This window comes from Bifidobacterium sp. ESL0764 (assembly GCF_029395515.1).
Classification (GTDB): domain Bacteria; phylum Actinomycetota; class Actinomycetes; order Actinomycetales; family Bifidobacteriaceae; genus Bifidobacterium.
In genome coordinates this window covers 779,677-804,430 of record NZ_CP113919.1, presented here as the reverse complement: position 1 = coordinate 804,430, position 24,754 = coordinate 779,677, and the positions used below count along the sequence as shown (strand labels likewise).

Here is a 24,754-nt window from a genome sequence, read left to right as displayed (position 1 = left end):
AAATGAACAGCAAAAAAATCGAGAAAAACCAATAGGAATCAATAATTAGTAAGAATCAACACAAAATAAATATTATATGGTTACGCCCGCGGGAAAGCCTGCCGATATCGTTTTTTGAGCTGTTCGATGGAGACATGCGTGTAGCGTTGGGTGGTTTTGAGCGAGGAATGGCCGAGCATCTCCTGCACCTCACGCAGGTCGGCACCGCCGTCGAGCAGGTGGGTCGCCGCACTGTGCCGCAAGGCGTGCGGACCGATATCGGGCACACCCGCTTCCTCGGCTTTCGTATGAACCACTTCACGCACCACCCGCTGGTCGATGCGAGCGCCACGAGCCCCGAGGAACAGGGCATCACTACGATCAGGAGCATCGGGCGAGTCGACTGATCCCCTTTTGCGTGAAGTCGTTTTCGACGATTTGCCGGATTGCTTTCCAGCCTTGACCAGCACCGGGCGGCCGGAGACCGACAGCCAAGACTCAAGCGATCGAGACGCGGGGGCGCCGAACGGCACGACACGTTGCTTGTCGCCCTTGCCGGTGACCCGAACCGTTCGGGTGTCGAACGAGACGTCGCCGATATCCAAACCGGTCAGCTCGGCAACGCGGATGCCGGTGGCGTAGAGCAGTTCGACCATCGCCGCGTCGCGCAGCGCGAGCGCTTCGTCTTTCGCACCGGTCTTCGACGGATTCTCCTTTGTGCCTTGATCTTGGTCAGCACTGTCATTGCCGAGGTTTCCTTCATTTTTTCTCGCACGATGTTGACCATCGGCCTTATTCCGGGATTCTTTGACTTCCCCGCAATCCGCATCGACGGTCTCCATCAGCCGCTCTGCCTGCGATTCGTTCAGCACGGTGGGCAATGTCTGCGGTATCTTCGGCGTCATCAACGTGGCCGCAGGATTCGTGGCAATGAGGTCATGTTCGTCGGCCCAGGCGAAGAAGTTGCGCACCGCCACGGTCTTGCGCGCCATGGAACTGCGGGCGTGACTACGCGATTCGTGCGCCATCCACCCGCGCAGGTCCTCCAGCCGCACAGCATTGAGGCTTTTTACGCCGTTATCGGCAAGAAAACCCAAGCATTCCAGCAGGTCGGTACGGTAAGCCTTTACGGTAATGGCGGAAAGGCCGCGGTTGGCTTTCAGAAAGTCGAGGAACCGGTCTACCTGTCGTCGATATTCCATTGCACGCCTCCTTTCATTTCCGTGGTATGCCGATCTCACGAATCGGCCTTGCTGTTTCCGAGCTCCGGCTGATTTACCTGCTATTTATTATGGTATCCACAATAAACCATAGTTAGTTTGCTGCCGCACCCGAAGCACAGCGCAAAAGATTGCGGGCAGTCCAAAAGACCTATCATGGAAACGACATCCAGGATGCCATAACACGAAACGAGGAAACATGCCACTGCCGAAATCGATTCCCGCCGGAGCACGGCTGATGGTCCGCACGCTCGACGGACGCGACGAACGGACCGGTCGTCAGCAGTTCCGCGATTTTCTCGGCCACGTCCGTTCTTGGGACGGCAAGACGCTTTGCATCACGCGCGACCCTGCCGCCAACGGGTCACGCCCCGCACAGGACGTCGACATTCCCCGCGAGCGCATCGTCGCGCTCAAGCCGATTCCGGAACGAAAGACACGGCACGACCACCCACAGGATGTATGACATCATATTTTGGAGCGCGTTTCGATTTCGACCTGCCAAGGCTCAATGAAACGGATGACGTGTTCGCCGCGGCGTGCGGAATCGAGGAACGTGCGTTGCCAGCCGGACTTGGGGATGTCGATGCTGATACGTTCGATATCACCGGATTCGCCGGATTTTCCGGTTTTTCGTTCCCTCGCCTTATAGTCACGGAACGGCTGGCCGGCCGCAAAGAACCGGGTCAGCGCGGCATCGTCGCGCTCATGCAGGTCATCGGCGAACGACGTGAGCCTGCCGGCCAGGTTGCGTAGCAGCGCTTCGACGTTGTCGGCGTCCTCCTCGACCATCGCTCGGGTGCGATCGGGATCGGTCAAGGCCACACGAGTCATGTCCCGCCAAGAACCTGCGGCGAGGGCGGCGGCGACGTTGCGATCGGGGCTGGCGGTGAGCCCGTTGATGAACGCGGTGGAAACGACATGCGGGGCATGGGAGATCATCGCGGCGGCACGATCATGCGTCTGATCGTCAAGCACGATTGCGCGGTTGCCGACCACGCCGGTAATCAGCGTGGCGACCTGAAGAAAACGCTGATAATCGGTGGTTTCATCGACGCTGACCGCCCACAACGCATGGTCATAGATGGCCGGATCGCTGGCCGCGAAACCCGAGAACTCGGTGCCGGCCATCGGATGCGCCCCAACATAGCAATCGCCGAGACCGGCCCGAACGACCTGCCGACGCACCATCGCCTTGACACTGCCGACATCGCTCAGTGTGGTTGCATTACGGTCGAGCACCGGGGCCAGCCGGCGCAGCATGTCGGGCATGGCCTTCAGAGGGTTGCAAAGGAAGAGCACCTCGGGTTTGGCCGCAGCAAGTTCCTCCAACGAACCTACGCAGGTAATCCCATCCCGTCGGGCAGCGGCGTACGGTTTTTCGTGATGGTTCCACGCGACGACCTCGACACCGCGAGCCACCAAGAGCCTCGCCAACGAGCCGCCGATAAGCCCGAGACCGACAATCCCGACCGATTTCACCACAGCAGTTCCCTTTCCTCTTTCGTCTTTATCTCGCCGGCGTCAGCACGCTTGCGGCATATCCCGCCCTGCGGCAACATCCACGTGTCGACCGGCGGGTTCGGATGCTCCCCGCGCGGGTAGACGGCCAGGGTCTTGATCCAGTCACCCTCGGCGACCATCCGGTGGAGCAGACGGTTGAAATTGGTTTGCCACGGAGCGGCGTCCAATGTGATGATGAAGCTGTAGGTGCCGGCATGGCCTTTGATGGGCCGCGACATGAGGCTGGTCATATTGAGCCCTTCGTCGCGCACGGAATCGAGCAGTTTGGCGATGACGCCTGGGCCGGTGCTCAACGGGACCACCGCGATAATCGTCTCGAAATCGACGATTTCCTGGTGTCGATAAGCTTGCAAAGCCGCGCGTACATCGTCTCTAGGGGCGACCACAAGGAAATCGGTATTGGCTCCGCTGAAATCCTGGACGTTGCGTTCGAGGGTTTTCAGACCGTACAATTCACCACATAAAGCCGGACCGAGCGCCACCTGTCCCGGTTTCACATCGCGGCAGGCCGCGGCATTGGACGATGCAGGCACCGGGGTCAGGCCGCGTGCTCTGGCGAATTTCGTACATTGCGCCAATCCGTGGGGATGCGCCGTTATCTGATGTAGCGGGGTTTGCCCACCATGGTCGGTTTCAGACGCGCCGGCATCACCGGGCCGCACAAAAGCGTCGAAAGCGATATCCACGCTCAAGCGGCGCAAACCGGCCAGATCGCCGGCATCGATCACCGCGTCGAGATTCGGGACGACGTAGCCTTCGACGCTGTTTTCCCAAGCGATGACGCCCCAGCCCAGGCCGGCCTCGACGTCGCGGATGATGGACAGAACGTTTTCGCGGGCAACGAGGTCGACGCCTTGCTCGCCTGCACCCAACGTCTGCGCCGCACTCGCCGCGGCCTGATGGGTGAACGAGCCAAGGGGCCCCAGAAAGAAGAGATTATGCGGGGCTGGCGGCTTGGTTTGCCCCGAAGTATTGTCTATTGTGTTCCCCTTGACGGTGCTCATGGTTGCGTCACCTCGCGGGAAACGGTATCGACCGACGCAGCATCGCGATGGGCGACGGACCGTCTTCTAGAAGCGGGAATAGCGAACAAGTGCTGCGGCAGGAAGACCATGACGAATTGGATGGCAATCATGCCGATAAACCAGAACCAAAACGCGTTCTGGCTCAAAAACGGCATATCTGAACTGTAGAAACCCATCGGCAGCAGAATATCGCCGGATGCGGCGGTGAACGAGGCCACGACGATGACTCCGGAAGACGCGATCAGGTGCAGCGCCAGCCCCACCACCCCGCTGCGCGCGCGGGAACTCCAGGCCGAGATGGCGATAATCAGCAATGCCAGAATCAGGCCGACCGGCAGATTGTATTGGGCTCCAAGCCGATGGACCAACGTGCCGCACACCCCGGCGGCGATTCCCGTCGCCACGCATATCAGCGCACGGACCCAAGCGCTGCATCGGTACGAGAACGGCAGATCTGCCTTGCGTTCGGCGGCTTTGAAGGATGCGGCTGGAGATGTCATAGTGCCAGTATGCCCCATCGGGCGGTCAAATCAACCATCACCCACAAAGCACTTTCACCAACCGATGATTGACAATCGGCCTTGTTCCCGTCACGGCGGAAAATGAACACCGCACGAGCGACATTACAAGAATGCGCATCCTTCAACCGAAACGATGAAGAGATGCGCATGACAATAGTGAAAAGGTCGAAACCTTACTTGGCCTTGCTGGCGTTCTGGCGACGCTGACGAGCGTGCCACTTGTACCATTCGTCGCGGTCGAGGATAACCTTGCGCACACGGATGGCTTCGGGGGTGACCTCGACGCACTCGTCCTCGTTGGCGAAATCAAGAGCCTCTTCAAGGCTCATCTTGATCGGCGGGGTGAGCGTCTCGAGCACGTCGGCGGTGGAGGAACGCATGTTGGTCATGTGCTTGGCCAAGGTGACGTTGACGTCGAGTTCGTCGGGCTTGTTGTTGATGCCGACGACCTGGCCTTCATAGACATTGGACTGCGGCTCGATGAAGAAGTTGCCGCGGGCCTGCAGACGCTGCATAGCGTAAGGCGTTGCGGTGCCGGCGCGGTCGGAGACCATGGAACCGTTCTGACGGGTCACGATTTCGCCCGTCCACGGGGCGTAGCCTGCGGAAATGGAGCTGGAGATGCCGGTACCACGGGTGGCGGTCAAAAGCGCGGTACGGAAGCCGATCAGACCACGGGAAGGAACCGTGAACTGCATACGCACCCAGCCGGAGCCGTGGTTGGCCATGGAGTCCATGCGGCCCTTGCGGTCGGCCATGAGCTGGGTGACCGCGCCCATGTACTCTTCCGGCACGTCGATGGTGTCGGATTCCATAGGCTCGTTGAGCTTGCCGTCGATGGTCTTGGTGACCACCTGCGGACGGCCCACGGTCAGCTCGTAGCCTTCGCGGCGCATCTGCTCGGCGAGGATCGCGAGCGCGAGTTCGCCGCGGCCCTGCACCTCCCAGGCGTCCGGGCGATCGGTCGGCAGGACCTTGATGGAGACGTTGCCGATGAGCTCGCGGTCGAGGCGGTCCTTGATCATGCGGGCGGTGAGCTTGTGGTCCTTGCCTTCGCGGCCGGCCAGCGGGGAATCGTTGACGCCGAAGGTCATGGAGATCGCGGGGTCGTCGACGTGGATGAGCGGCAGCGGCTTGGGGTCGTTGGGATCGACGATGGTCTCGCCGATCATGATGTCGTCAACGCCTGCGACGGCAACGATATCGCCCGGGCCGGCCTCTTCGACCGGGCTGCGGTCGAGGCCCTGCGTGCGCAGGATCTCGGTGAGCTTGAAGTTCTCGATGGAGCCGTCGACGCGGGAAAGACCATACTGCTTGCCCTTGTGCAACGTGCCGTTGTAAATACGTACCAAGCCCAGACGGCCGAGGTAGTCGGAGGCGTCGATGTTGGTGACATGCGCCTGCAGTGGTGCGCCTTCGGTGTATTGTGGCGCGGGGATATTGGAAATGATGGTGTCGAACAGGGGCTCGAGGTCCTTGTTGTCGGGCAGGCCGCCGTCTTCCGGCTGGTTGCGCGAGGCGTAGCCCGCCTTGGCGGCGCAATAGATGACCGGCAGATCCAAGAGGGAGTCGAGATCGAGATCGACGCCTTCCTCGCTGACGTCCTGGGCCAAACCGAGCAGCAGATCGGTGGATTCACTGACGACCTCGGAAATACGTGCGTCGGGGCGGTCGACCTTGTTGATGCAAAGAATCACCGGCAGCTTGGCCTCAAGCGCTTTGCGCAGCACGAAACGCGTCTGCGGCAGCGGGCCTTCGGAAGCGTCGACCAAGAGCACCACGCCATCGACCATGGAGATGCCGCGCTCGACCTCGCCGCCGAAATCGGCGTGGCCGGGGGTATCGATGACGTTGATGGTGATGCCGTCGGGCTCACCGTATTTGGCGGCCAGAGGGCCCGTGTATTGCACGGCGGTGTTCTTGGCTAGGATGGTGATGCCCTTTTCGCGCTCGAGGTCGTTGGAATCCATCACGCGATCCGGCACTTCCTCACGTTCGCTGAACACATGCGACTGCTGAAGCATCGCATTGACCAGCGTGGTCTTGCCGTGATCGACGTGAGCCACGATCGCCACATTTCGAATATCACCACGTACCGCCATAAAAGCCTCTCCTAGTTACCTTTTCTTGGGTGTTTATCAGATAGAACTACTCTAACCTTCTACTTACACACAAACCTTCACAATAGTATCCATGTATCCCGACACGGATACGCTATTTGCTAATCCGTAAAATCCGGGGTTTCGATAGCATGACCTGGTCACCAGTGGCGCAAAACAGGAAACCCTTTGCCCGCTACGGTCTTTCAGTCGGTAGTCAAAGGGGAAAGCGCATCATCGCCGGCCACAGAAGCACTAGGCACTGTGCCGGAACGGTCCGGCTCAGCATTAAGCTGCTTGTCCCAGGATTTCCATGTCTCATTGTCCTCATCCACGATTCCCGGTTTGTAGCGATAGACGGCGGCGGGTCTGTGTCGGCCTTCCGCGAGCTTCTCCCCCGTCTCCTCGAGTTGGCCGGAAGCGAGCATCTTGCGACGGAAATTGCCCAGATCGAACCGGCGGCCGGCGATGGCCTCATAGACATCGTGCAGACGGCGCAAGGTAAAGCGCGGGCCCACCAATTTGGAGGCCACATCGGGGTACGACATCTTGGAACGCAGACGGTCCAACGCATATCTGATGATGTCTGCGTGATCGAAGGCGAGCGGCGGCAGTGCGGATTCGGCGAACCACTGCACGTTGTCGCCGTCACGCAGATCGTCGACCTGGGCGCTGCCGATCAAGGCCCAGTAGACGATGGAGACCATGGGCAGGGCTGATCCGGAACGATGCGGGTCGCCGAAGGTATAGAGCTGTTCGAGATAGCGGGGGCGCAGATTCGTGGTCGACTCCAGCGCCACGAACGCCGACCATTCCAGCGACTTGCCCGTCAGCAAATCCCCACCCGGCAAAGCCCACATGCCTTTGAAGGGCTCGCGTACGCGCCGCACCAGCGGTATCCATAGCTCGTCGTGCGCGACTTTTTGCGCTTTTCCAGCGTTCCCTGCGTTCTGATTGTGCGAATGGGCCAACGCGAAAATGATGACGGAGACACCGACCTCTGGCGGGCCCGCCTTACGTTCCGTCACATTGCCCTGCCACATGTCGATATACCCTTCCGTTTCCGTTATATTGCGTTACCGCTACCGAACCAAGACTACCAATGCAAGATTACCAAGCGCTTTACATCGCCGTTTGACGCAGTGCCACATCTGCTCGATAACGGAACGATTCGCGCCTGTTTTAGGGTTTGACAAGCGACTTTCGAAACCGGCTGAAGCCCATCCTAGATTGCGGCGTTGGCGGCGACTGAGGCTGCTGCGGTATCGGCTTGTTCCGCCCGACTGACCACATCGCTGGCGGCTGGCATGAACGGGGCAAGTTGCGGAAGCTGGTCGAGGGACTCGAGGCCCATTTTCTCGAGGAACAGTCCGGTGGTGACCAGAAACGCTGCACGGGAGTCCGGGTCGGCGCCCTCCTCACGAATCAGGCCGCGCACGTTCAACGCACGCACCACCCCGTCCGAATTGACCCCGCGGATGGCCGCGATCTGGGCACGGGTGACCGGCTGCTTGTACGCGACGATGGCGAGCGCCTCAAGTGCCGCCTGCGAAAGCCGGGCCATCTGCCCGTCGGTGACGAAAGCAGAAACGACCGGCTCGAACACCGCACGGTTGCCGTATTGCCAGCCGCGTGCGGTATGCCGCAACTCGAAGCCGCGAGGTGCAAGGCCACGCGCCGCGTCGCCGTCATATTCACGTTGCATCGACTCAAGCGCCGCCGTGACCTCATCCTCGTCCGTCGCCAGCACACGGGCCAGGTCAGCCGCCTGCTGCGGCTGATCGGCCACCATCAGAATCGCTTCAAGGCAGGATTGCAGCCCACCGGGAAAATCGTCGACACAAAAATCCACATATTCGGGACGCGTGGAAGGCGTATCTGGCCCGAGCGCCGAGCCAGCGTTGCGCGTCTCGGAGTGCTCACGGTTATTCTGATCGGCCTTATCGGCCGCGTTCCCGGTTTCGCTTTGGGCATCATCTTCAGCGGCATCATCAATCTCAGAAGTCGTTAGATTATCCATTCCCATCTCCGCATCGGATTCAACGAATCCCATTTCGACTCTCGGTTTCGTGCCGTTTTCGGCCATATCATCGGTCCCGCTCATGCGAAATCACCTTCGTTCACTTCCACGGCATCGTCCCCGTTATCGGCGCCTGGCACCCAACGCAGATGCAAATCCTCAAAAGGACCCGACTGCTTATACTGTAATACACCTTGCTTGAAGAACAGCAAAATGGCCAAGAACCTGGCGACGACCACCAACTTGCTGGCCGCATCGCTCGTCAGCTCGCCGAAGGTCATCGAATCCCCGGCCGTAAGACCACGCAACCGGTCTCGCACGATCTGCGACTGCGCCTTCAAATCGACCTGCGAGACGTGCAGCTGATCGAGGCGGACCTCATCGGCAGGGGCATTCAAGAACACCTCGACGGCGATCCGGGCCAGATCCTCTGGCCCAAGCGTCCAAGCCAGCTCGGGCAGCATCGCGGCGATGGCCGGATCGCTGAAGGCGGGATGCGGGAACCGCCCGGAATTGACGGCGAACAGCTCGCGAAAATTGTTGGCCGCGCTTTTGAACGCGCGGTATTGCACAAGCCGGGCGAAGAGCAGATCGCGCTCGCGCAACGCCTCCATGCTCTGCTCGTCACGCTCGCCGTTCTCGTCGCCCGGCAGGATCGCCGCACTTTTGGCCTCCACAAGCACGGAGGCGACGTCGAGGAAAGCGCTGACCTGCTCCATGTCGCGGGCCATGTCGAGCCCGCGCACGTAGTCGATGAATTCTTCGGTGATGGCCGAAAGCGAGACCTCCGTCAGCTCCAGCTTGCGATTGGCGATCATCGTCAGCAGCGCGTCGAACGGCCCAGAATAGACGGAAAGACTGACCGAAAAACCTTGACCCCGAACCTGTTGACGGTTTTCGGCCTCTGTTGCGCTCACGCGTTTCGGCGTCGAAATCGCGGTCGGTGCTGCGTCATCAACGGGAGCGCTACGCTCGTCTTCGTTCATGACACCTCACTTACGCAATACATTGACAGCACCAGCTAAAACCGCGGGCACACCCCGGCAAAAGCGCTGTCCTAATCCACAATGCCGCGGGAGATAAGCTCCCGTGCGGTTTCACGGTATTCCTTGGCCGTCTTGTGGTTCGGGGAGTAGATCGTAATCGGCGCCGCCGCGACGTTGGAATCGGGCAGTTTGATGGAACGGGAAATCACGGAGTGGAAGACCTTGTCTTGAAACGCCTCGTAGATACGCTGCAGCACTTCCTCGCAGTGCAGGGTCGAGGTATACATGGTCACCAGCACGCCGTAGACCTCGAGCTGCGGGTTGATGCGCGAGCGCACCTTTTCAATCGATTGCATGAGCAGGGCCACGCCACGCAACGCGAAGAACTCGGCGGCCACGGGGATGATCACGCCGTCGGCGGCGGCGAGCGCGTTGACGGTCAAGAGGCCCAGCGAGGGCTGGCAGTCCACGATAATAACGTCGTATTCGTTCTTCACTCCTTCGAGGACACTGGCGAGGATGCGCTCGCGACCCACCTCCGTGACGAGCTGCACTTCCGCTGCGGAAAGGTCGATATTGGCCGGGATGATGTCAAGATTTTCGAATTCAGTGTGCTGCACCACGTCGTGGACGTCCAGCGACGGGTCGAACAACGCGTTGTAAATGGTGGCATCGACAGTGTTCGCGTTGATACCGAGGCCTACGGAGGCGGCACCCTGCGGATCGAAGTCGACAATGAGCACGCGCCGGCCGTACTGACTCAGCGCACCGCCGATATTGATGGAACTGGTGGTCTTGCCGACCCCGCCCTTCTGATTGCACATCGCGATGATGCGCGCCGGACCATGGTGGTCAAGCGGCGATGGGGCGGGAAAAGTCTCATAGTTTCGTCCAAGAAGATCGGTAGGCATAGCCTTCACTTTACCAACAGGCCTGTTCACGGAGCCACCGGCGGGTTTATGCGCATTCGTTACATTTCGTACGGCACTTCCGGCTTGAGCTGTGGCCCCAGCATTCGCAGATCCATCCGATGTCGTATTTTTTGCGTCCTCGGCTCGTTTCGTTGTTTTCGCAGCGACGCCACCAACGACCTCATCATGGCTTGTGGCAAGAAGATTGCGAATCTGGCTGGCTTCATCGACGCTATCGTCCACTGGTTTGACATGGATGGTGCCCGGTAGTTTCAGTTTGCCTTGTACCACGTGCCCGGCCGGCTTCTCCTCGCCCATCCAGCGCGCCTCGCTGAAGCCGCCGTCACGGTATTGACTCTTTGAAGCCTGTGACCGAACCGTCGCCGCCCTCTGGGAACCGGACTTGCGCGTTTTCCTCTTACCTTTGGCCATCATACCGCTCCCGCCTCATCGCATACGCCATACCGATAATCATCATAATCCGCTGGTATACCAATGTCATCAACTCTTCATCCAACATCGATGCAATCATCTTGAACTGTGATTTTCTCTGCATCGGTACATCGAATACAAAGAAAATCACAGAAAACGGTCTAAAAACGTGATTATCTCTGCACTTATCTATCAATTACAGCGGAAATCACGAAAACCAGCCCAGAAATGTGATTATCTCTGCAACCAACGCCACCGATTACCGTGCCCGCGGATGAGCGGTCAGGTAGGTTTCGATCAGGGTTTCGGGGCTGACGTGGGTGTAGATCTGCGTAGTGGTCACCGAGGCGTGGCCCAGCAGCTCCTGGACGGTGCGCACGTCGGCGCCGCCCTGGATGAGATGGGTGGCAAAGGAATGGCGGAGCGTATGCGGATGCAGCGGCTTGTCGATATGCGCGCGTTCGCCGGCCGCCTTGACCACTTCCCAGACCGATTGGCGCGAAATCCGCCGGCCTCGTTTATTCAGGAAGATAGCACGACGTTCCTTGGCACCCTTCGCTTTGGCCTCGAGTTCGGGCCTTCCTTCGGCGATATAGCGCTGCAGAGCCTTCAGCGCGTACTCCCCCAACGGCACCAGACGCTGCTTCGAGCCTTTACCGGTCAACACCACCACACGTTCGTCGAAGTCGATGTCGTTCAAATCCGCGCCGGTGGCCTCGGAGACACGGCAGCCAGTGGCATACATGAATTCCAGCAATGCCTTGTCGCGCAGGACCACCGGGTCGGACGAACCTCCCATCGCCGCCGCGTCGAGCAGACGCGACACCTCGTCGATACTCAATACATCGGGCAGATGGCCTGCGGCTTTCGGCGCCTTCACCCGCGCGGACACGTCGTCGTCGACCACCTGCTGCATCAGCGCGAACTTGTGGAATGCATGGACGCTGGCGAGCCGCCTCGCCTTGCTGCGGGCGCTTTCACCGGCCTTGTCAAGCGCCGCCACATAATCCTCGACGTCGTGGGCCGTCACTGTATTCAAGTCGTCGACCCCCCGCGAGGAAAGCCAGCCCAGGTACTTCTTGACGTCGGCTTCATAGGCACTTACCGTCGATTTCGCCAGCCCTCGCTCGACGCCGATATGCGCCAGAAACTGCCCCAGCAGGTTGTCCGTCTCGTTCATAATTCCGATTCTAGACGTGGTTATGATTCCAGACGAGAAAGGCCGGAACCGCGGCGATATCGCTACCGTCACGATTCCGGCCAAGGTGCCGAAAAAGAGATTCCTACCTTATTTCCTTATCAGCTCTCGTTGTCGAGCGTCTTCTCGCTGCGGCGGGTGTAGATGTAAATCGAACCCGCGCCGGCAAGCAGCACCACGACGACCAGCCCGATGAGGATCGCGCCCGCACCGCCGGTCATCGGCAGCTGCGAGATGGAGTTGACCTCGTTGACCTCGATGAAGTGGGTCGGGTTCTGCGCATGGGTCCAGCCGGTCTCGTTCGCCTCGACCAGGTCGAAGACGTCGCCGCCGTTCTTGTAGTGCGGCGCGGCGGCGGAATAGGGCGCGTCGGTGTCGATGGTCACGGTGAACGTCGACTTGGAGATCTCGGAGTAGCCGGTCGGCGGATCGGTCTCCTCGACGGTGTAGACGCCGGCGGCGAGGCCGTCGAAGCGCAGCTGGCCGTCGGTCAGGCTGCCGTTAACGGCGTCGTTCGGGGCGGAGGCGCGCCTCAAGGCCGTCGTCGCCTCGGTGTTGGAGTCACGCTGGTCGGCGGCCTTCTTGTAGCTGCCCTTGATGACCTTGCCGTTTTCATCCTTGACCGGGTAGAACTTGATGATCTTGCCGTCGCTGTCCTTGATCTGGAAGGTCGCGTCGTCGAGCTTGGTGCTGTGGTTGTTGCGCGCCTGGTCGACGATGCCGAAGTTGTAGAAGTAGACCTTGGGCTGGTTGGGGTCGTTGGGATCGTTGGTGTGGTCGATCACGCCCTCGCTGGCCGGCGGGTTCGGGGCGGTGTTGTCGTCGCCGTTGTCGTTGTCGGGCTGCTTCTGGGTGTCGTTGGAGTAGGCGAGCTTGACGCCGTTGTGCACGTTGCCGGCGACCGCCTGATCGTCCACCCTCATCTTGTAGGTGATCTTGATGAAGTGGCTGCCGAAGTACTGCGGGTGCGCGGAGGTGCCATCACCCTGCGAAATCAGGCGGATGACCTTCGAAAGGTTGAAGGTGATGGTCTGCCCGGAAGTGGGCGTGGAGCCAACCGCCGGCGTGACCTCGTAGCCCGTGGGCGCGGGGACGTCCACGGCCTGGCTGCCTGCGGTGTCGAAGATTTCGGAATTGCTGATCTCGACAGTAGTTTCGTCCGGCTCATAGGTCAGGCCCGCCGACGGCTGGTCGGTGAGCACGTACTTGTAGTGGCTGAAGCCCGTGGTCAGCGGGATGCTGGCGATGATCTGGTAGGTGAGCTCGTCGCCGATGCCGGCTGCACCGTTGGAAGGCTTGATCAGCCGCTTCTCCACAGTTGGCGTAGCGCTCTTCATCTTGATGACGCCCAGCTTGTTGGCCGCGTCGTTGGCGAAGGTGTCGTAGATGCTCTGCCCGTCCTTGGAGGTCACCTGGGTGCCCACGAGCATCGGGATGGAGGCCGGCGAGGAACCGGAGAGCGAGGCGGTGGTGTCGACCACCAGATAGATGCCGCCCTTGAGGCCGGTGAACTGGGCGGTCATGTCGTCGGTGTCGGCGCCCGAGGTGGGCCCGACGACCGTGGAGACGTCATCACGGGTAGTGTCGGCCATGCGCTTCTTGACGTTGGCGTTGCCGGAGAGGTTGGTGACGAACTGGCGCAGCTTGCCGTCGTAGGCCTTGGCGCGCGAATTCGACGTCGTGTCCTCATTGCTGGTGTTGATGGCGGAGACATAGCCCAACCAGTTCTTGGACACCGCACCGATGACGTTGTCCTCATAGCCCGTGGGCAGCGCCGAGGCACCCGAGGCCGCCAGGTAGGCGTCCTTCATGGCGGGCAGGATATGCTCGTCGGCGGGTCCGGTGCTGTCGGCGTTCTTGGAGCTCGTGCTCACGCTGGTCAGCTCGTTGTCGCCGTTCTTGGAGGCGCTCATGTAGACGCCGAGGCGCAGCGCGGTGAACGAGTGCCCCTTGATGGCCGAACCCTTGCCCTCGATGGTCAATGTCGCCACGCGCGAGGCAGGATCCATCGGATCGATGGTGATGGGGGTCTCGGCGGCGTTGGCCACGCCAAATGGGCTGAAGGCAAGGAGCGTGGCCGCTGCGGCCAGGCCTCCCACCAACGCCTTGATATGTGTGTTGTTCATGGTTGCTCTCTTTCTATGGCAAAATATCTAAAAACCTGATTGTTGTCTTTTTCATGTCGTCGGCGGACGCTTTACCACCCGTCCGGCCATCGCGCGTCAGGCAGTGAGTTGCGCAGCCTCGCGCGACGCGATATCTGGTTACGAATCATCCACCGCCTTTCCGTGCTTCATGAAGTATTCGATCGAGACGAACAAGCCCATTCCGATCGCCAACATCACGGCGACGATACTCAGGATGAGGCCCAAAAGATTGCTCCTGTCACCGGTCATCGGCAAAACCGGAACCGGCTCGGTGACGGCCAGGTTGTAGGTGACCCATCCGGCCTCGTTGTTCTGAGCCGTGTCGTCCGGATGGTCGTCGGCGGTGATCCTTGCCTCGCCTTGTGTCAAGCCTTCGGGGATATTGAACGACCAACGGCCGTCGGCGCCGACCGTCACGCTTTCCGTGGTATTGTCGGGCCAAGTGACTGCGACCTTCGCCCCTGTGTCCGCCGCTACTCCAGTCTTTAGGTGGTGCGCCGTGCCGCTGACCGTGCCCTTGGCTGGCTTGGAATCGACGGCCAGCTGGGTCGAGGTCATGTCGAGAGTGGCGAAGGCGTCGCCAGAGCGAACCTTAGAGTTGTCCTGGGGATTAGTGACCACTGCGTTGAACACGTAAGTATCGCCCTGCGCCGCCTCGTCCAGGAAGAACGAGGGATCAATCTCGCAGCTCCAGTTCTGCTCGCCGGCTGCGGTCAACGTCTGAGAACAGTCGGTGACTTCCCTGGCCTCCCCCGTTCTGTCTCCGCCAGCCGAAACAGTGTGCGTTGCGTAAAGCGTGAGGTTCTCGCCTGCCATGGAGGGGGCGGCGGTGCCAGAGATATGCACCTTGCTGCCTGTCGACAACTCACCATCTGCCGTGCGCTTGGTGTGCGGCACTTGAATTGCGGCCGAATCGATGGTCGACGGCGCGAATTTCAACGTGCGGATGTTGGAGAAGGGCGAAGTCAGGTCGTATCCGCTGGTCTGCTCGGTCTGCCAAGCATGATAGCGCTGGGAACCATCGACGATGGTGTTGTCGTTGTCGACGATCGACCACTTGCCGTCCGACCCGACAATCGCGGTTCCCACCAGTCGCCCTCTGGTATCCGCATTGTCGACGTCGCCCGCATCGATCGGCTTGTTAGTGTCCTCGGCGTATAGCGAGACCTTGTGCCCCGGCGTACCGGTGCCGGTGATGGTGGGATGTTGCACGACGATGGTGTTCTCGGCAGGGGTGTCGATGACGGGGGCCACAGGCTCGGGCAGCGAATACTTGTCGAACGCGGTGTCGATGGTCCATCCCTTGTCGACCAGATAGTCGACCTGCGCCTGATCCATGCCGTCGGTGATGCCCTGCTCATGGCCGCCTTCAAGCGGATTGAAGGCGTCGTGCGGGGTGACGCTCTTGGCGTTGGGGGCCGTGGTGGCCAGGCACTGGCTCATCGAGCCGTCGTTGCTGGTGGTGATCGGCCAGGTCACCAGCTTGAAGTAGCCGTCGAGGCCCTGGTCGGTCTTGGCCTTTTCGAGATCGTAGGAGCCGTCGATGTTGACCGCCGGGCTCACGCTGCCACCGGGACCCTGATGAGGCACCAGGCTGGCGGCATTGGGGTTGAGAACGTTGCGGGCGTTGAACGCGGCGTTGGCGGTGGAACTGCCGGCGAACCACAAGCCGTCGTGGCCATTGAGCGCGTTCTGCCCATCGACCCTTTCGGCGTGCGGGGTCAGATCGTTGACCGGCACCCAGTCCTTGCCTCCCTTGAGAGCAAGCCACTGGTAGTAGAAGGAGGTGTTCTTCGAGCAGGGATCGCTCACCGGCGCGCGGTTGTACCACATGACGAAGAACGAGCGGGCCGGCGCCCAGCCGATGCCAAGGCCGTTGAGCCCATAATCGGTGACCAGGCCCCAGTTGGCCTGGTTGCCGCTCCACAGCAGGGGTGTGTCGTTCCAGCCGATGAACGACTTCGGGCCGTTGCAACGCAGGCCGTCCTGGTTGTTGCCCGACCCGCAGACGTTGTCGTAGACGTAGGCGGGGTTGCCGGCCAGCACGTTGGTCTGGAAGTCAGTCTCGGCGTCGTCGCGCTCATCCCGGTCGCTGGGCCAGCTGCCGGAGGCATTGGGAATCTGCGCCCAGAGGTACTGATTCATCTTCTCGCCGCCGAGCGCCGAGGTGTCCACGGAGTTGGGATAGTCGATGTCGCACTCCACCGAAATCAGCAGGTAGTCGTACTGGCCGGAGGCGATCAGGTTGTGGATGGTGAAGAATTCTTCCTGGTTGTTCGCCCAGTTCAGCGCGCCCACCGTGCCGGCCATGTTGCTGCTGGCGATGGTGGGGATGTATCTGACGACCTTGCGCGAGCCGGTCGAAGAAGCCCCATAGCCAAAGCGCAACCGTAGCCCGCCCTTGGAGACGGCGTTGGCTTGCCCGTTCAGGTGGTCGGCGCCTTTGTTGGCGGAGGTATTGACCTGGTTGTGCGCCACACGCAGCACGAAATCGACGCGCATCTCGTCGGCGGCGGTGTCGATGCGCTGGTTGTTGGCCAGCATCTTGAAAAGCTTGGGGGCGTAGGAGATGGTTTCCTCATCGCCGGATCTGGTCGAGACCTCGTCGGCGTTGGCGATGGCGTTGAGCTGCGAAACGGGCGAATCGGATGATGCAGGCGGCACAATGGCCAACGAGGCAAAGGCGAAGCATATGGCGGCCAGCGCACACAGCGCCGAACCCCACCATGTTCTTCGTATCTTGCCTTGTACCATATAGCCACCTTGAAATCGAGATATTCACGCGCAACCATCGCACTTGAATTACATCTCTCATATTAGTGCGGCAATACATCGATAATCCAATTCGAATTACTAATTAACGCGAAACGAACAGTTATTTTCGCTTGACGGGAACCGGTGTACCAACACTGCGTCATGCCTGTCGAGTTACTCCCCCTAAGGTTCAGCCACCCTCGATCAATCACGCTTTGCGTGACGAACCGGCCAATGACGACGATGCCTGATCAGAATAAAAATTATTCCGACAGCGATAATTGACAACGCCGTGATCGTACCCCACAACAAGCCGTCGCCCACGGAATCCTCCGGGTAGGGAATGTCTTTGGGAATCGGACGACGCTCCGCCGTCAGCACCAGGCGGTGCGTGTTGACCCCGTAAGGTGTGCAGGTCATCAGCGTCACCAGATCCTTGCCTTGCCGCACCTTGTAAAGGTGGACATCGTCCGGAGAGACGACATGGATGGCCGTGACCCGATAGCCCATGGTACGGCCCAAGGTATCGATGTAGATGACATCGCCCTGCCGAAGCTGGTCCAGCCGGGTGAACAACGTTTCGTAAGGCCGGCCACGATGCCCGGTCAGCACGGTGTTGGTGGATTTCCCGCCGACCGGCAGACTGGTGCCGTAAAGATGGCCCACGCCCTTGTCGAGCACCTCATCGGAAGTGCCATGGTAGATCGGCAGTTTCAGCGAGATCTTGGGAATGTGGATGACCCCCATCACCCCGCCGCCATCGTTCAGCAGCTCCTGATAGGTCTTGTCCTTCTGCGAAGTCGTCAACGCCTTCTTGCCTCCCTTGGAGTTCTTGACGGCGGAGGCGAACGGGTCACTGAACTCCCCCAACGAACGCTGTCCGCTCGAGGCTATGGATGCGTTATACCGTTGTGCGGCCCTGTATTCCTCTACCACTTTGCCTTGCGGCCATTTATGGACGCGGTTCATGGCAGCGACGGCCTCGGCCTCCTGCCGGCGGGCGTTGACATACTGATTGGCCGGCAGCCAGAGGGCCAAGGCGACGGCAGCGATCACTAGAAACGCCGCCAACGCCTTCATCGCGTTGATGATCCTGCGCTTGCGACGGACGAGGTCAGCGTGCTCCAGTCCCTTTTGTACGACTTCGCCGAACGACCGCGCGACGCCCTCGTCGCGGGCGCCATCGGTTCGCGCACTCTTGCCGGGCCGCGCCGAAGCAGGTTCCGCTCCCGCCATCCGCACGTTTCCGCGCTGCTGCGCTTTCGGCACGGTCTGGCTGCCTTGCCCGCGCTTGTGCGCCCCATCAGTATTCATAGTTCTTACGCTACACGTCTCAATACGGACAAGTCGACCTGCATTGCACTATATACGCGAAAAGCCCCCGCGATTGCGGAGGCTTGACATATCGATGTCTGAATATTCTATCGCATTCAGGCGGCGACGGGAGCGTTCACGTCCTTGGGCAGAGCGGCCTTCGCCTGATCGACGATGGTCTTGAACGTGTCGGCGTCGGAGACGGCCAGCTCGGCCAGAGCGCGGCGGTCGAGTTCGATGCCCGCGAGCTTCAGGCCCTGCATGAAGCGGTTGTAGGTGATGCCCTGAGCGCGGACAGCAGCGTTGATACGCTGGATCCACAGCTTGCGGAAGTCACCCTTGCGCGCCTTGCGGTCGCGGAAGTTGTAGTTAAATGAATGGAGCAGCTGCTCTTTCGCACGACGATACGAACGGGAGCGCTGGCCGCGGTAGCCCGAAGCCCTCTTTAAGACGACGCGACGCTTCTTGTGAGCGTTCACTGCGCGCTTGACACGTGCCATATTGTTTCCTCTAGCTTTCTATTAAACCTGTTAAAACCGATAACCCGAGCCGATTCAGCGGCCGAGCAGCTTTCGCATGTTCTTGCTCTGAGCCGTGGCCAGCACCTGGTCGCGGGAGAGGTTGCGGCGCTTGCGCGCGGACTTGTGCTCAAGGTTGTGGCGCATCGAGGTGCCAGCCTGCATGAGCTTGCCCGTACCGGTGACGCGGACGCGCTTTTTCGCGGCGGAATTGGTTTTCATCTTCGGCATTGCTGCCCTCCTATTTTCTTCGGATATCGAATTCGTTCTTCGATGCCCTGTACCTGCCGACGTTTCCATCGGCTCGTACAAAAATTGTTGTTACTTCTTGGCCTTTGGTGCCGGCTTGGCCGGTTTGGCGGACTTGGCTGCAGCAGCGGACTTCGGCTTTGCGGCCCTTGTGCCACTCGCGGCCGTATCGGTGTCCTTTGCAGGCTTGGCCGACGTGGCAGAAGCTTCGCCCTTGCTCGTCTTCGGTGCTGCCTTGGCTGCCGGATTCGCAGCAGCCCTATCCGGAGCGGATGAACCTGCTGCCTTGGCCTCGTTGACCGCGGCTTTCGCGGCACCGGCCTCCTGAGCCTTTTCCTTCTCCTTGGCGGCAAGACGAGCCCTCTGACGAGCCTGGCGGTCGGCACGGGTGTCGGCGCCACGACGGCGCTGCTCGGACTGGGCATGCACCTTCTTGCCCTTGGGAGCCAGCGTCATGAAGATGTTGCGCCCCTCGTGCTTCGGGTAGAACTCGATGGTGCCATACTCGGAGACCTCATCGGCGAGACGCTGCAAAAGCTCCACGCCACCGATCGGACGGGACTGCTCGCGTCCGCGCAGCATGATGGTGACCTTGACCTTGTCGCCGCCAGAAAGGAAGCGGATGACATGGCCCTTCTTGGTCTCGAAATCGTGTTCGTCGATCTTCAGACGGAAACGGATTTCCTTGATCTCGGCCGCACTCTGGTTGCGGCGGGCTTCACGCTGCTTGATCTTCTCGTTGTACTTGTATTTGCCATAGTCGATGAGCTTGGCCACCGGAGGATCCGCATTCGGCGCCACCTCAACCAAATCGAGATTCGCTTCCTTGGCCAGATTCAATGCCACCGAGGTCGCGATAACCCCGACCTGCTCGCTGTTCGGGCCGATCAGGCGTACCTTGGAAACGCGTATCTCGTCGTTAATGCGTGGTTCTGCGCTGATGATGAACTCCAATCCTTGCTGCTGCTGGATGCACTGCCGGTGAAAACGCAAATGCCGATTCACTCGGCAATTTTCGCAACAAAGATTCAAAACGCAGGCATCGAATCCAATCGATACCTTAGAAAGCCACGGCAAATACCGCACTTTCGATTCCCGCCAAAGCTGGGAATGTCTTGAACCCGAAGCTACGAAAAGCTTCCAGGTGGGGCGCACCCACTTTCTTGATTTCTCAAGCCAAAAACTCAGTATACCATCCGTCGCGACAATGCCGCAAGCCGAGTGCGTCACGCCGAAGTGTCGAAATTGGCGTACTCCAGCTCGCTCATCGCGCCGCCATCCTCAGTCTGCACCTGGCCGGTGGGGTGAAACCCGATATGGCGGTAGAAGCCCTGCGCCTTTGTGTTGGATTCCAACACCCACAGCACCACACGCTTGGTGGGCAACGCGTCGAAAACCGCCTGCGCCAGTTTGCGGCCGATACCCATGCCTTGGCAACGATTGAGCACATAGATTGCGCCCAATTCCGCGCAATCGGGATAACTGCTGGGTTCACGGGCGGGATTGACGAGCTCCGCGTAGCCCACCACCTCATCGTCCACCAGCGCCACGAACACATTCGCCGGGTCGTGGCGCTTCGTGACGTCGAGCGCGAACTCCGGGGTGATCTTGTCGACCAGCCACTGCGGCAGCTTGCCCTGATAGGTCTCGTGCCAGGTCTGCGAGTGCACCCTCGCCTTGGCCTCGAAATCGGCCGATGTGATGTGGCGCACGACGATGGCATTCTCATCACTGGTAATCGGCATCATCGTTTCCTTCCTTGCAAACCGCACCCTGCCAACCGACACATCAGGCCGATGAAGGTGGACATGCCCGCCTCACCGCCATCGCGAAGCGGGCCCCAAACCTACTTGTTGATCACGGCTTCGATATTGTTGCCGTCGGGATCGTGGACGAATGCGGCATAATAGTTCGGGCCGTAGTTCGGACGCGGGCCGGGCGCGCCGTTGTCGCTGCCGCCGGCCTTGAGTCCGGCCTCGTAAAACGCCTTCACCGCTTCCTCGTTTTCCGCCGAAAACGCGAGGTGGATCGGCGAGGGGGTCGTGCCCTCCTTGGCAGCCTCGATCCAGACGCTGTCGCCGTCCTTGGCATCCGCGAACATCACGGCTCCGGGGAATTCCGCGCCCTGCACATACCCAAGAGGTGCCAACGCGGCCTGGTAGAAGGCCTTTTCGGCATCGAAATCGAGCGTGTATACACCGATATGGTTGATCATGATTGCTTTCCTTTATGTTTGGCGGACTCACATTTTCAAGGGCCTCAAAAATGCGAGCCAAAAACGAACATTGCTCATAGCATAATAGCATCATTGCAACGATTTCGTGACATGTTCAAAATGCCGAATACTCATTTGGCGCACATTTTTTTGACGCTCTAAAAAATGTGCGCCCCTACACATGTACAGTTCATATATGACCTTTTCTCATCCATGTATCGTCTTCGCCGCCGGAACCTACTACGGCAACGAACCGTCCGCAGACGAACTTCCGGAGAACGCCTTTGTCATCGCGGCGGACGGTGGGCTGGACCACGTAGACAAAGCGGGAATCCGCCCCGACCTGGTGATCGGTGATTTCGATTCCGCCAACACCAAGGTTCCGCAAGGCGTTGAGACCATCGCGCTGCCGCCCGAACACGACGATCCGGACATGCTTTCGGCGCTCAAGGTCGGTTGGGCGAAAGGATTCAGAGACTTCCGCATTTACGGCGGCTTGGGAGGCCGTCTCGACCACACCATCGCCAATATCCAGATGCTCGCACTGCTCGCCCACAACGGCGGCATCGGACTGCTATACGGCAAACACAGCGTAGTCACCGCCATCTGCAACGGGTCGGTCCACTTCCCCTCCGCTGCCTTACGCACAGGAACCCACGACCGGACGGGTATCCAAACCCATCGCGACACGAGGGACACCCCGCAGCCTGGAGACAACAGCGACGGTGGGACATACGCCAACCACTGCGACAGTGCCGGTGCCGATACCGATACCGCCGACCGCATGGTTTCGGTCTTTTCCCATGCCGACATCTCGCGAGGGGTCACTGAAACCGGACTTAAATACGAACTGAAGAACGGCGCGATGCACAGCGACACCGTGCTCGGGGTGAGCAACGAACTGCTCGACGGTCGCCCGGCCTCGATCAGCGTTTCCGACGGCACGCTGATCGTCACCTTCCCGCGAAAAGTCGCACTGCCGACGTTCACGACCAACGTCAAGGCCGCGCAGACCTTGGGACCGCTGGCCTCGCAGGTCTCGGCCCTGCTCAACACATCGCGGTGAACACAACCGACATTTGTCTGATAACACACGATTGCGGAGTTTCTCGTATTTCACGCTTCACGAAGACCTAGTATCAAAGCAGCAACACCACGAAAGGACCCACCATGACCGATACAACAACCTCAACCACGAAACCCGACCCGGCGCAACACGACGGCAAAGTGCTTTTCGTGTGCTACAACCACTGCACCACCTGCGCCCGCGCCCGCAAATGGCTCGGCGAGAAGGGCATCGATTTCAGCGAACGCAACATCAAAACCGACAATCCCACCGCCGCCGAACTCAAGCGCTGGTGGAAGGCGAGCGGCCTGCCGCTCAAACGCTTCTTCAACACCTCGGGCATGCCTTATCGCGAAATGAAACTCAAGAGCAAACTGCCCGAAATGAGCGAAGACGAGCAGCTGAAACTCCTTGCAACCAATGGCATGCTGGTCAAGCGGCCGATAATTGTGAGCGCTAACAAAGTTTTGGTCGGTTTCGACCCGGAAACGTGGGAAAACACCTTTTTTAGTAGAGCAGACAAGTTAAAGTAACAAGTGTTGGTAAATATACAGTGAAGGGCACGAGCCCGTGTTCCCGAACTGTTTCCTTTAGGGAGAATTACATGACAGTAAAGATTGGTATTAACGGTTTCGGCCGCATCGGCCGCCTTGCGTTCCGTCGCATTTTCGAACTTCAGGCCCGCGGTGGCGAGGCCAGTGACATCGAGGTCGCAGCAATCAACGATTTGACGACCCCGGCCATGCTCGCTTACCTGCTGAAGTACGACAGCGTTCACGGCACCTTCCGTCACGATGACGGCACCCCGGTCAAGGTCGAGTCCACCGATGACGCGATCGTGGTCGACGGCAAGGAATACAAGGTCTATGCCGAGAAGGACGCCCGCAACATTCCGTGGGTGAAGAACGATGGCGTTGAGTTCGTGCTCGAGTGCACCGGCTTCTACACCTCCGCCGCCAAGAGCCAGGCTCACCTGGACGCCGGCGCCAAGAAGGTCCTCATCTCCGCTCCGGCGAAGGACGACACCACCCCGACCGTGGTCTTCGGCGTCAACCAGGAGATCCTCAAGCCCAGCGACAACATCGTTTCCGCCGGCTCCTGCACCACGAACTCCTTCGCGGCGCTCGTCAAGATGATGGATGACGAGTTCGGCATCAAGGTCGGCTTCATGACCACCGTGCACGCCTACACCGGCAGCCAGATGCTGCTCGACGGCCCTCGTGGCTCCAAGCCGCGCAACAACCGCGCCGCCGCCGTGAACACGATCGAGCACTCCACCGGTGCCGCCAAGGCAATCGGCAAGGTCGTTCCTTCGGTCAATGGCAAGCTGCAGGGCCACGCCCAGCGCGTGCAGATCCCCGACGGCTCCTTCACCGAGCTCTTCACCGTGCTCAACAAGGAAACCACCGTTGACGAGATCAACGCCGCCGCCAAGAAGGCCTTCGAGAACAACGAGACCTTCGGCTACAACGGCGACAGCATCGTCACCTCCGACATCATCGACGACACCCACGGCGGCGTCTTCGACCCGACGCAGACCGATGTCAACACCATCGACGGCACCACGCTGGCCCGCACCGTTGCCTTCTACGACAACGAGTACGGCTTCACCTGCAACATGATCCGCACCCTGCTCTACTTCGCTGAAATCAGCAAGTGAACACCCTGCGATAATGCAGGTGCCTGTTAATTAGGCAACGTATTAAAAGAGGCTCCAGCCTATATGGGTTGGAGCCTCTTCGTATAAGCAACCATCCACAGATTTCTGCGCGTTTCATCGCGTTAGATGCTAAAACTGAAATCATGAGCAAGAAGCATAAAAAGGCGGCGGGAACCGCGTCGACCCCGGCCACACGCGAGTTGACCGAAGCGGGTATCCCCTTCAAGATCTACGAATACGAGCATTCCTCCGATCACATGGACGAGGGCTACGGGCTCGAAGGCGCGGAAAAACTGGGTATCGATCCGCATCGCTCGTTCAAGACGCTGATGGCCGACACCGGCGAGGAACGGGTCATCGGCGTGGTCCCTGTCAGCGGGCACCTGGACATGAAGGACCTAGCCGCCGCGGTCGGAGCCAAAAAGGCGGCCATGGCCGATCCGAAGGTGGCTCAACGTGAAAGCGGCTACGTGGTAGGCGGCATCTCGCCGTTGGGGCAACGCACCAAACACAAGACAGTGCTTGATGCAAGTGCGATGCAATTCGACGAAATCATCATTTCCGGAGGCAAGCGCGGTTTCAGCGTTGGCGTGAATCCAAATGACCTGGTACGCGTGCTCGGCGCCACCGTCGCCGAAATCGGCACCTGGTAAAGTCGGCTCGCCAAATCCGTGAACCCACAAACAACCTTCTGATTCTCAATGTCGTAAAAATAGCCATCTTGGTGCACCAAGAAGCCCGTATTAGCCATTTTGGGCAGGCAATCTTCGTTTTTCGGCCATCTTGGTGCACCAAGAGGCCATTTTTACCCGGAATTGAGGCTCATTCTTCATATTTCGGCCATCTTGGTGCACCAAGAAGCCGTTTTTACCCGGAATTGAGGCTCATTCTTCATATTTCGGCCATCTTGGTGCAC

Annotated in this window: 22 protein-coding genes and 1 pseudogene; 5 read left to right on the top strand and 18 right to left on the bottom strand. The window is 59.8% G+C overall.

What is annotated here, in order from left to right; genetic code table 11:
- Window positions 1-80 precede the first annotated feature (80 nt).
- Window positions 81-1,181 carry a tyrosine recombinase XerC gene (locus OZX71_RS02875; RefSeq protein WP_277160433.1) on the bottom strand — a complete coding sequence of 367 codons (1,101 nt, stop codon included), beginning with the start codon at window positions 1,179-1,181 and terminating at the stop codon, window positions 81-83.
- 217 nt (window positions 1,182-1,398) lie between these two features.
- On the opposite strand from OZX71_RS02875, the gene OZX71_RS02870 reads away from it, so the two are divergent.
- Entirely contained in the window at window positions 1,399-1,665 is a 267-nt protein-coding gene (locus tag OZX71_RS02870) for a DUF6725 family protein (RefSeq protein ID WP_277147259.1), read from the top strand.
- Between the two features lie 2 nt (window positions 1,666-1,667).
- Here OZX71_RS02870 and OZX71_RS02865 read toward each other — a convergent pair whose 3' ends face one another.
- The 17 genes and pseudogenes from OZX71_RS02865 to OZX71_RS02785 all read right to left on the bottom strand — a co-directional run bounded on the left by OZX71_RS02865 (window position 1,668) and on the right by OZX71_RS02785 (window position 21,112).
- Window positions 1,668-2,684 carry a prephenate dehydrogenase/arogenate dehydrogenase family protein gene (locus OZX71_RS02865; RefSeq protein ID WP_277160432.1) on the bottom strand — a complete coding sequence of 339 codons (1,017 nt, stop codon included), beginning with the start codon at window positions 2,682-2,684 and terminating at the stop codon, window positions 1,668-1,670.
- Complete coding sequence (locus OZX71_RS02860) at window positions 2,678-3,727, bottom strand: prephenate dehydratase domain-containing protein (protein ID WP_277160431.1); 1,050 nt, start codon at window positions 3,725-3,727, stop codon at window positions 2,678-2,680. The genes OZX71_RS02865 and OZX71_RS02860 overlap by 7 nt, the downstream gene beginning before the upstream one ends.
- Window positions 3,724-4,248 (bottom strand): alcohol dehydrogenase, encoded by a 525-nt coding sequence (locus tag OZX71_RS02855; protein ID WP_277160430.1) that lies wholly within the window; start codon window positions 4,246-4,248, stop codon window positions 3,724-3,726. Before OZX71_RS02855 ends, OZX71_RS02860 begins: the two co-directional genes overlap by 4 nt.
- A gap of 194 nt (window positions 4,249-4,442) precedes the next feature.
- Window positions 4,443-6,371: a translational GTPase TypA gene (gene typA / locus OZX71_RS02850; RefSeq protein WP_277147267.1), complete on the bottom strand. Its 1,929-nt coding sequence runs from the start codon at window positions 6,369-6,371 to the stop codon at window positions 4,443-4,445.
- A 203-nt stretch (window positions 6,372-6,574) separates the two neighbouring features.
- Window positions 6,575-7,411: an NUDIX hydrolase gene (locus tag OZX71_RS02845; RefSeq protein WP_277160429.1), complete on the bottom strand. Its 837-nt coding sequence runs from the start codon at window positions 7,409-7,411 to the stop codon at window positions 6,575-6,577.
- Window positions 7,412-7,593: 182 nt separating this feature from the next.
- Window positions 7,594-8,220, bottom strand: coding sequence for an SMC-Scp complex subunit ScpB (gene scpB / locus OZX71_RS02840; RefSeq protein WP_277160640.1), 627 nt, complete (start codon window positions 8,218-8,220; stop codon window positions 7,594-7,596).
- Between the two features lie 248 nt (window positions 8,221-8,468).
- Window positions 8,469-9,374, bottom strand: coding sequence for a segregation/condensation protein A (locus OZX71_RS02835; protein WP_277160428.1), 906 nt, complete (start codon window positions 9,372-9,374; stop codon window positions 8,469-8,471).
- Between the two features lie 71 nt (window positions 9,375-9,445).
- Complete coding sequence (locus OZX71_RS02830; protein WP_277147401.1) at window positions 9,446-10,285, bottom strand: AAA family ATPase; 840 nt, start codon at window positions 10,283-10,285, stop codon at window positions 9,446-9,448.
- Window positions 10,286-10,976: 691 nt separating this feature from the next.
- The gene (xerD, locus tag OZX71_RS02825) at window positions 10,977-11,897 is read right to left on the bottom strand and encodes a site-specific tyrosine recombinase XerD (protein WP_277160427.1); all 921 of its coding nucleotides are present in this window, start codon (window positions 11,895-11,897) and stop codon (window positions 10,977-10,979) included.
- Between the two features lie 119 nt (window positions 11,898-12,016).
- A complete protein-coding gene (locus OZX71_RS02820) occupies window positions 12,017-14,041 on the bottom strand; it encodes an isopeptide-forming domain-containing fimbrial protein (protein ID WP_277160426.1) in 2,025 nt (674 codons plus the stop codon).
- Window positions 14,042-14,179: 138 nt separating this feature from the next.
- Complete coding sequence (locus OZX71_RS02815; protein WP_277160425.1) at window positions 14,180-16,816, bottom strand: hypothetical protein; 2,637 nt, start codon at window positions 16,814-16,816, stop codon at window positions 14,180-14,182.
- 204 nt (window positions 16,817-17,020) lie between these two features.
- Entirely contained in the window at window positions 17,021-18,130 is a 1,110-nt protein-coding gene (locus OZX71_RS02810; protein ID WP_277160424.1) for a class C sortase, read from the bottom strand.
- Window positions 18,131-18,246: 116 nt separating this feature from the next.
- The gene (gene rplT, locus OZX71_RS02805) at window positions 18,247-18,630 is read right to left on the bottom strand and encodes a 50S ribosomal protein L20 (protein WP_277147281.1); all 384 of its coding nucleotides are present in this window, start codon (window positions 18,628-18,630) and stop codon (window positions 18,247-18,249) included.
- A 54-nt stretch (window positions 18,631-18,684) separates the two neighbouring features.
- On the bottom strand, window positions 18,685-18,879 hold the full coding sequence (rpmI, locus tag OZX71_RS02800) for a 50S ribosomal protein L35 (protein WP_277147283.1): 195 nt from the start codon (window positions 18,877-18,879) through the stop codon (window positions 18,685-18,687).
- 312 nt (window positions 18,880-19,191) lie between these two features.
- Window positions 19,192-19,869 (bottom strand): annotated as a pseudogene (gene infC / locus OZX71_RS02795) (translation initiation factor IF-3); the annotation flags it as partial.
- Between the two features lie 254 nt (window positions 19,870-20,123).
- The gene (locus OZX71_RS02790; RefSeq protein WP_277160423.1) at window positions 20,124-20,645 is read right to left on the bottom strand and encodes a GNAT family N-acetyltransferase; all 522 of its coding nucleotides are present in this window, start codon (window positions 20,643-20,645) and stop codon (window positions 20,124-20,126) included.
- Window positions 20,646-20,743: 98 nt separating this feature from the next.
- A complete protein-coding gene (locus OZX71_RS02785; RefSeq protein WP_277160422.1) occupies window positions 20,744-21,112 on the bottom strand; it encodes a VOC family protein in 369 nt (122 codons plus the stop codon).
- Window positions 21,113-21,308: 196 nt separating this feature from the next.
- Here OZX71_RS02785 and OZX71_RS02780 point away from each other — a divergent pair, with 196 nt between their 5' ends.
- The 4 genes from OZX71_RS02780 (at window position 21,309) to ybaK (ending at window position 24,491) form a co-directional block, all read left to right on the top strand.
- On the top strand, window positions 21,309-22,178 hold the full coding sequence (locus OZX71_RS02780; protein WP_277160421.1) for a thiamine diphosphokinase: 870 nt from the start codon (window positions 21,309-21,311) through the stop codon (window positions 22,176-22,178).
- Window positions 22,179-22,339: 161 nt separating this feature from the next.
- A complete protein-coding gene (locus OZX71_RS02775) occupies window positions 22,340-22,711 on the top strand; it encodes an arsenate reductase family protein (protein WP_348519496.1) in 372 nt (123 codons plus the stop codon).
- 71 nt (window positions 22,712-22,782) lie between these two features.
- Window positions 22,783-23,838 (top strand): type I glyceraldehyde-3-phosphate dehydrogenase, encoded by a 1,056-nt coding sequence (gap, locus tag OZX71_RS02770; protein WP_277147295.1) that lies wholly within the window; start codon window positions 22,783-22,785, stop codon window positions 23,836-23,838.
- 143 nt (window positions 23,839-23,981) lie between these two features.
- A complete protein-coding gene (gene ybaK / locus OZX71_RS02765) occupies window positions 23,982-24,491 on the top strand; it encodes a Cys-tRNA(Pro) deacylase (protein WP_277147297.1) in 510 nt (169 codons plus the stop codon).
- Window positions 24,492-24,754 lie beyond the last annotated feature (263 nt).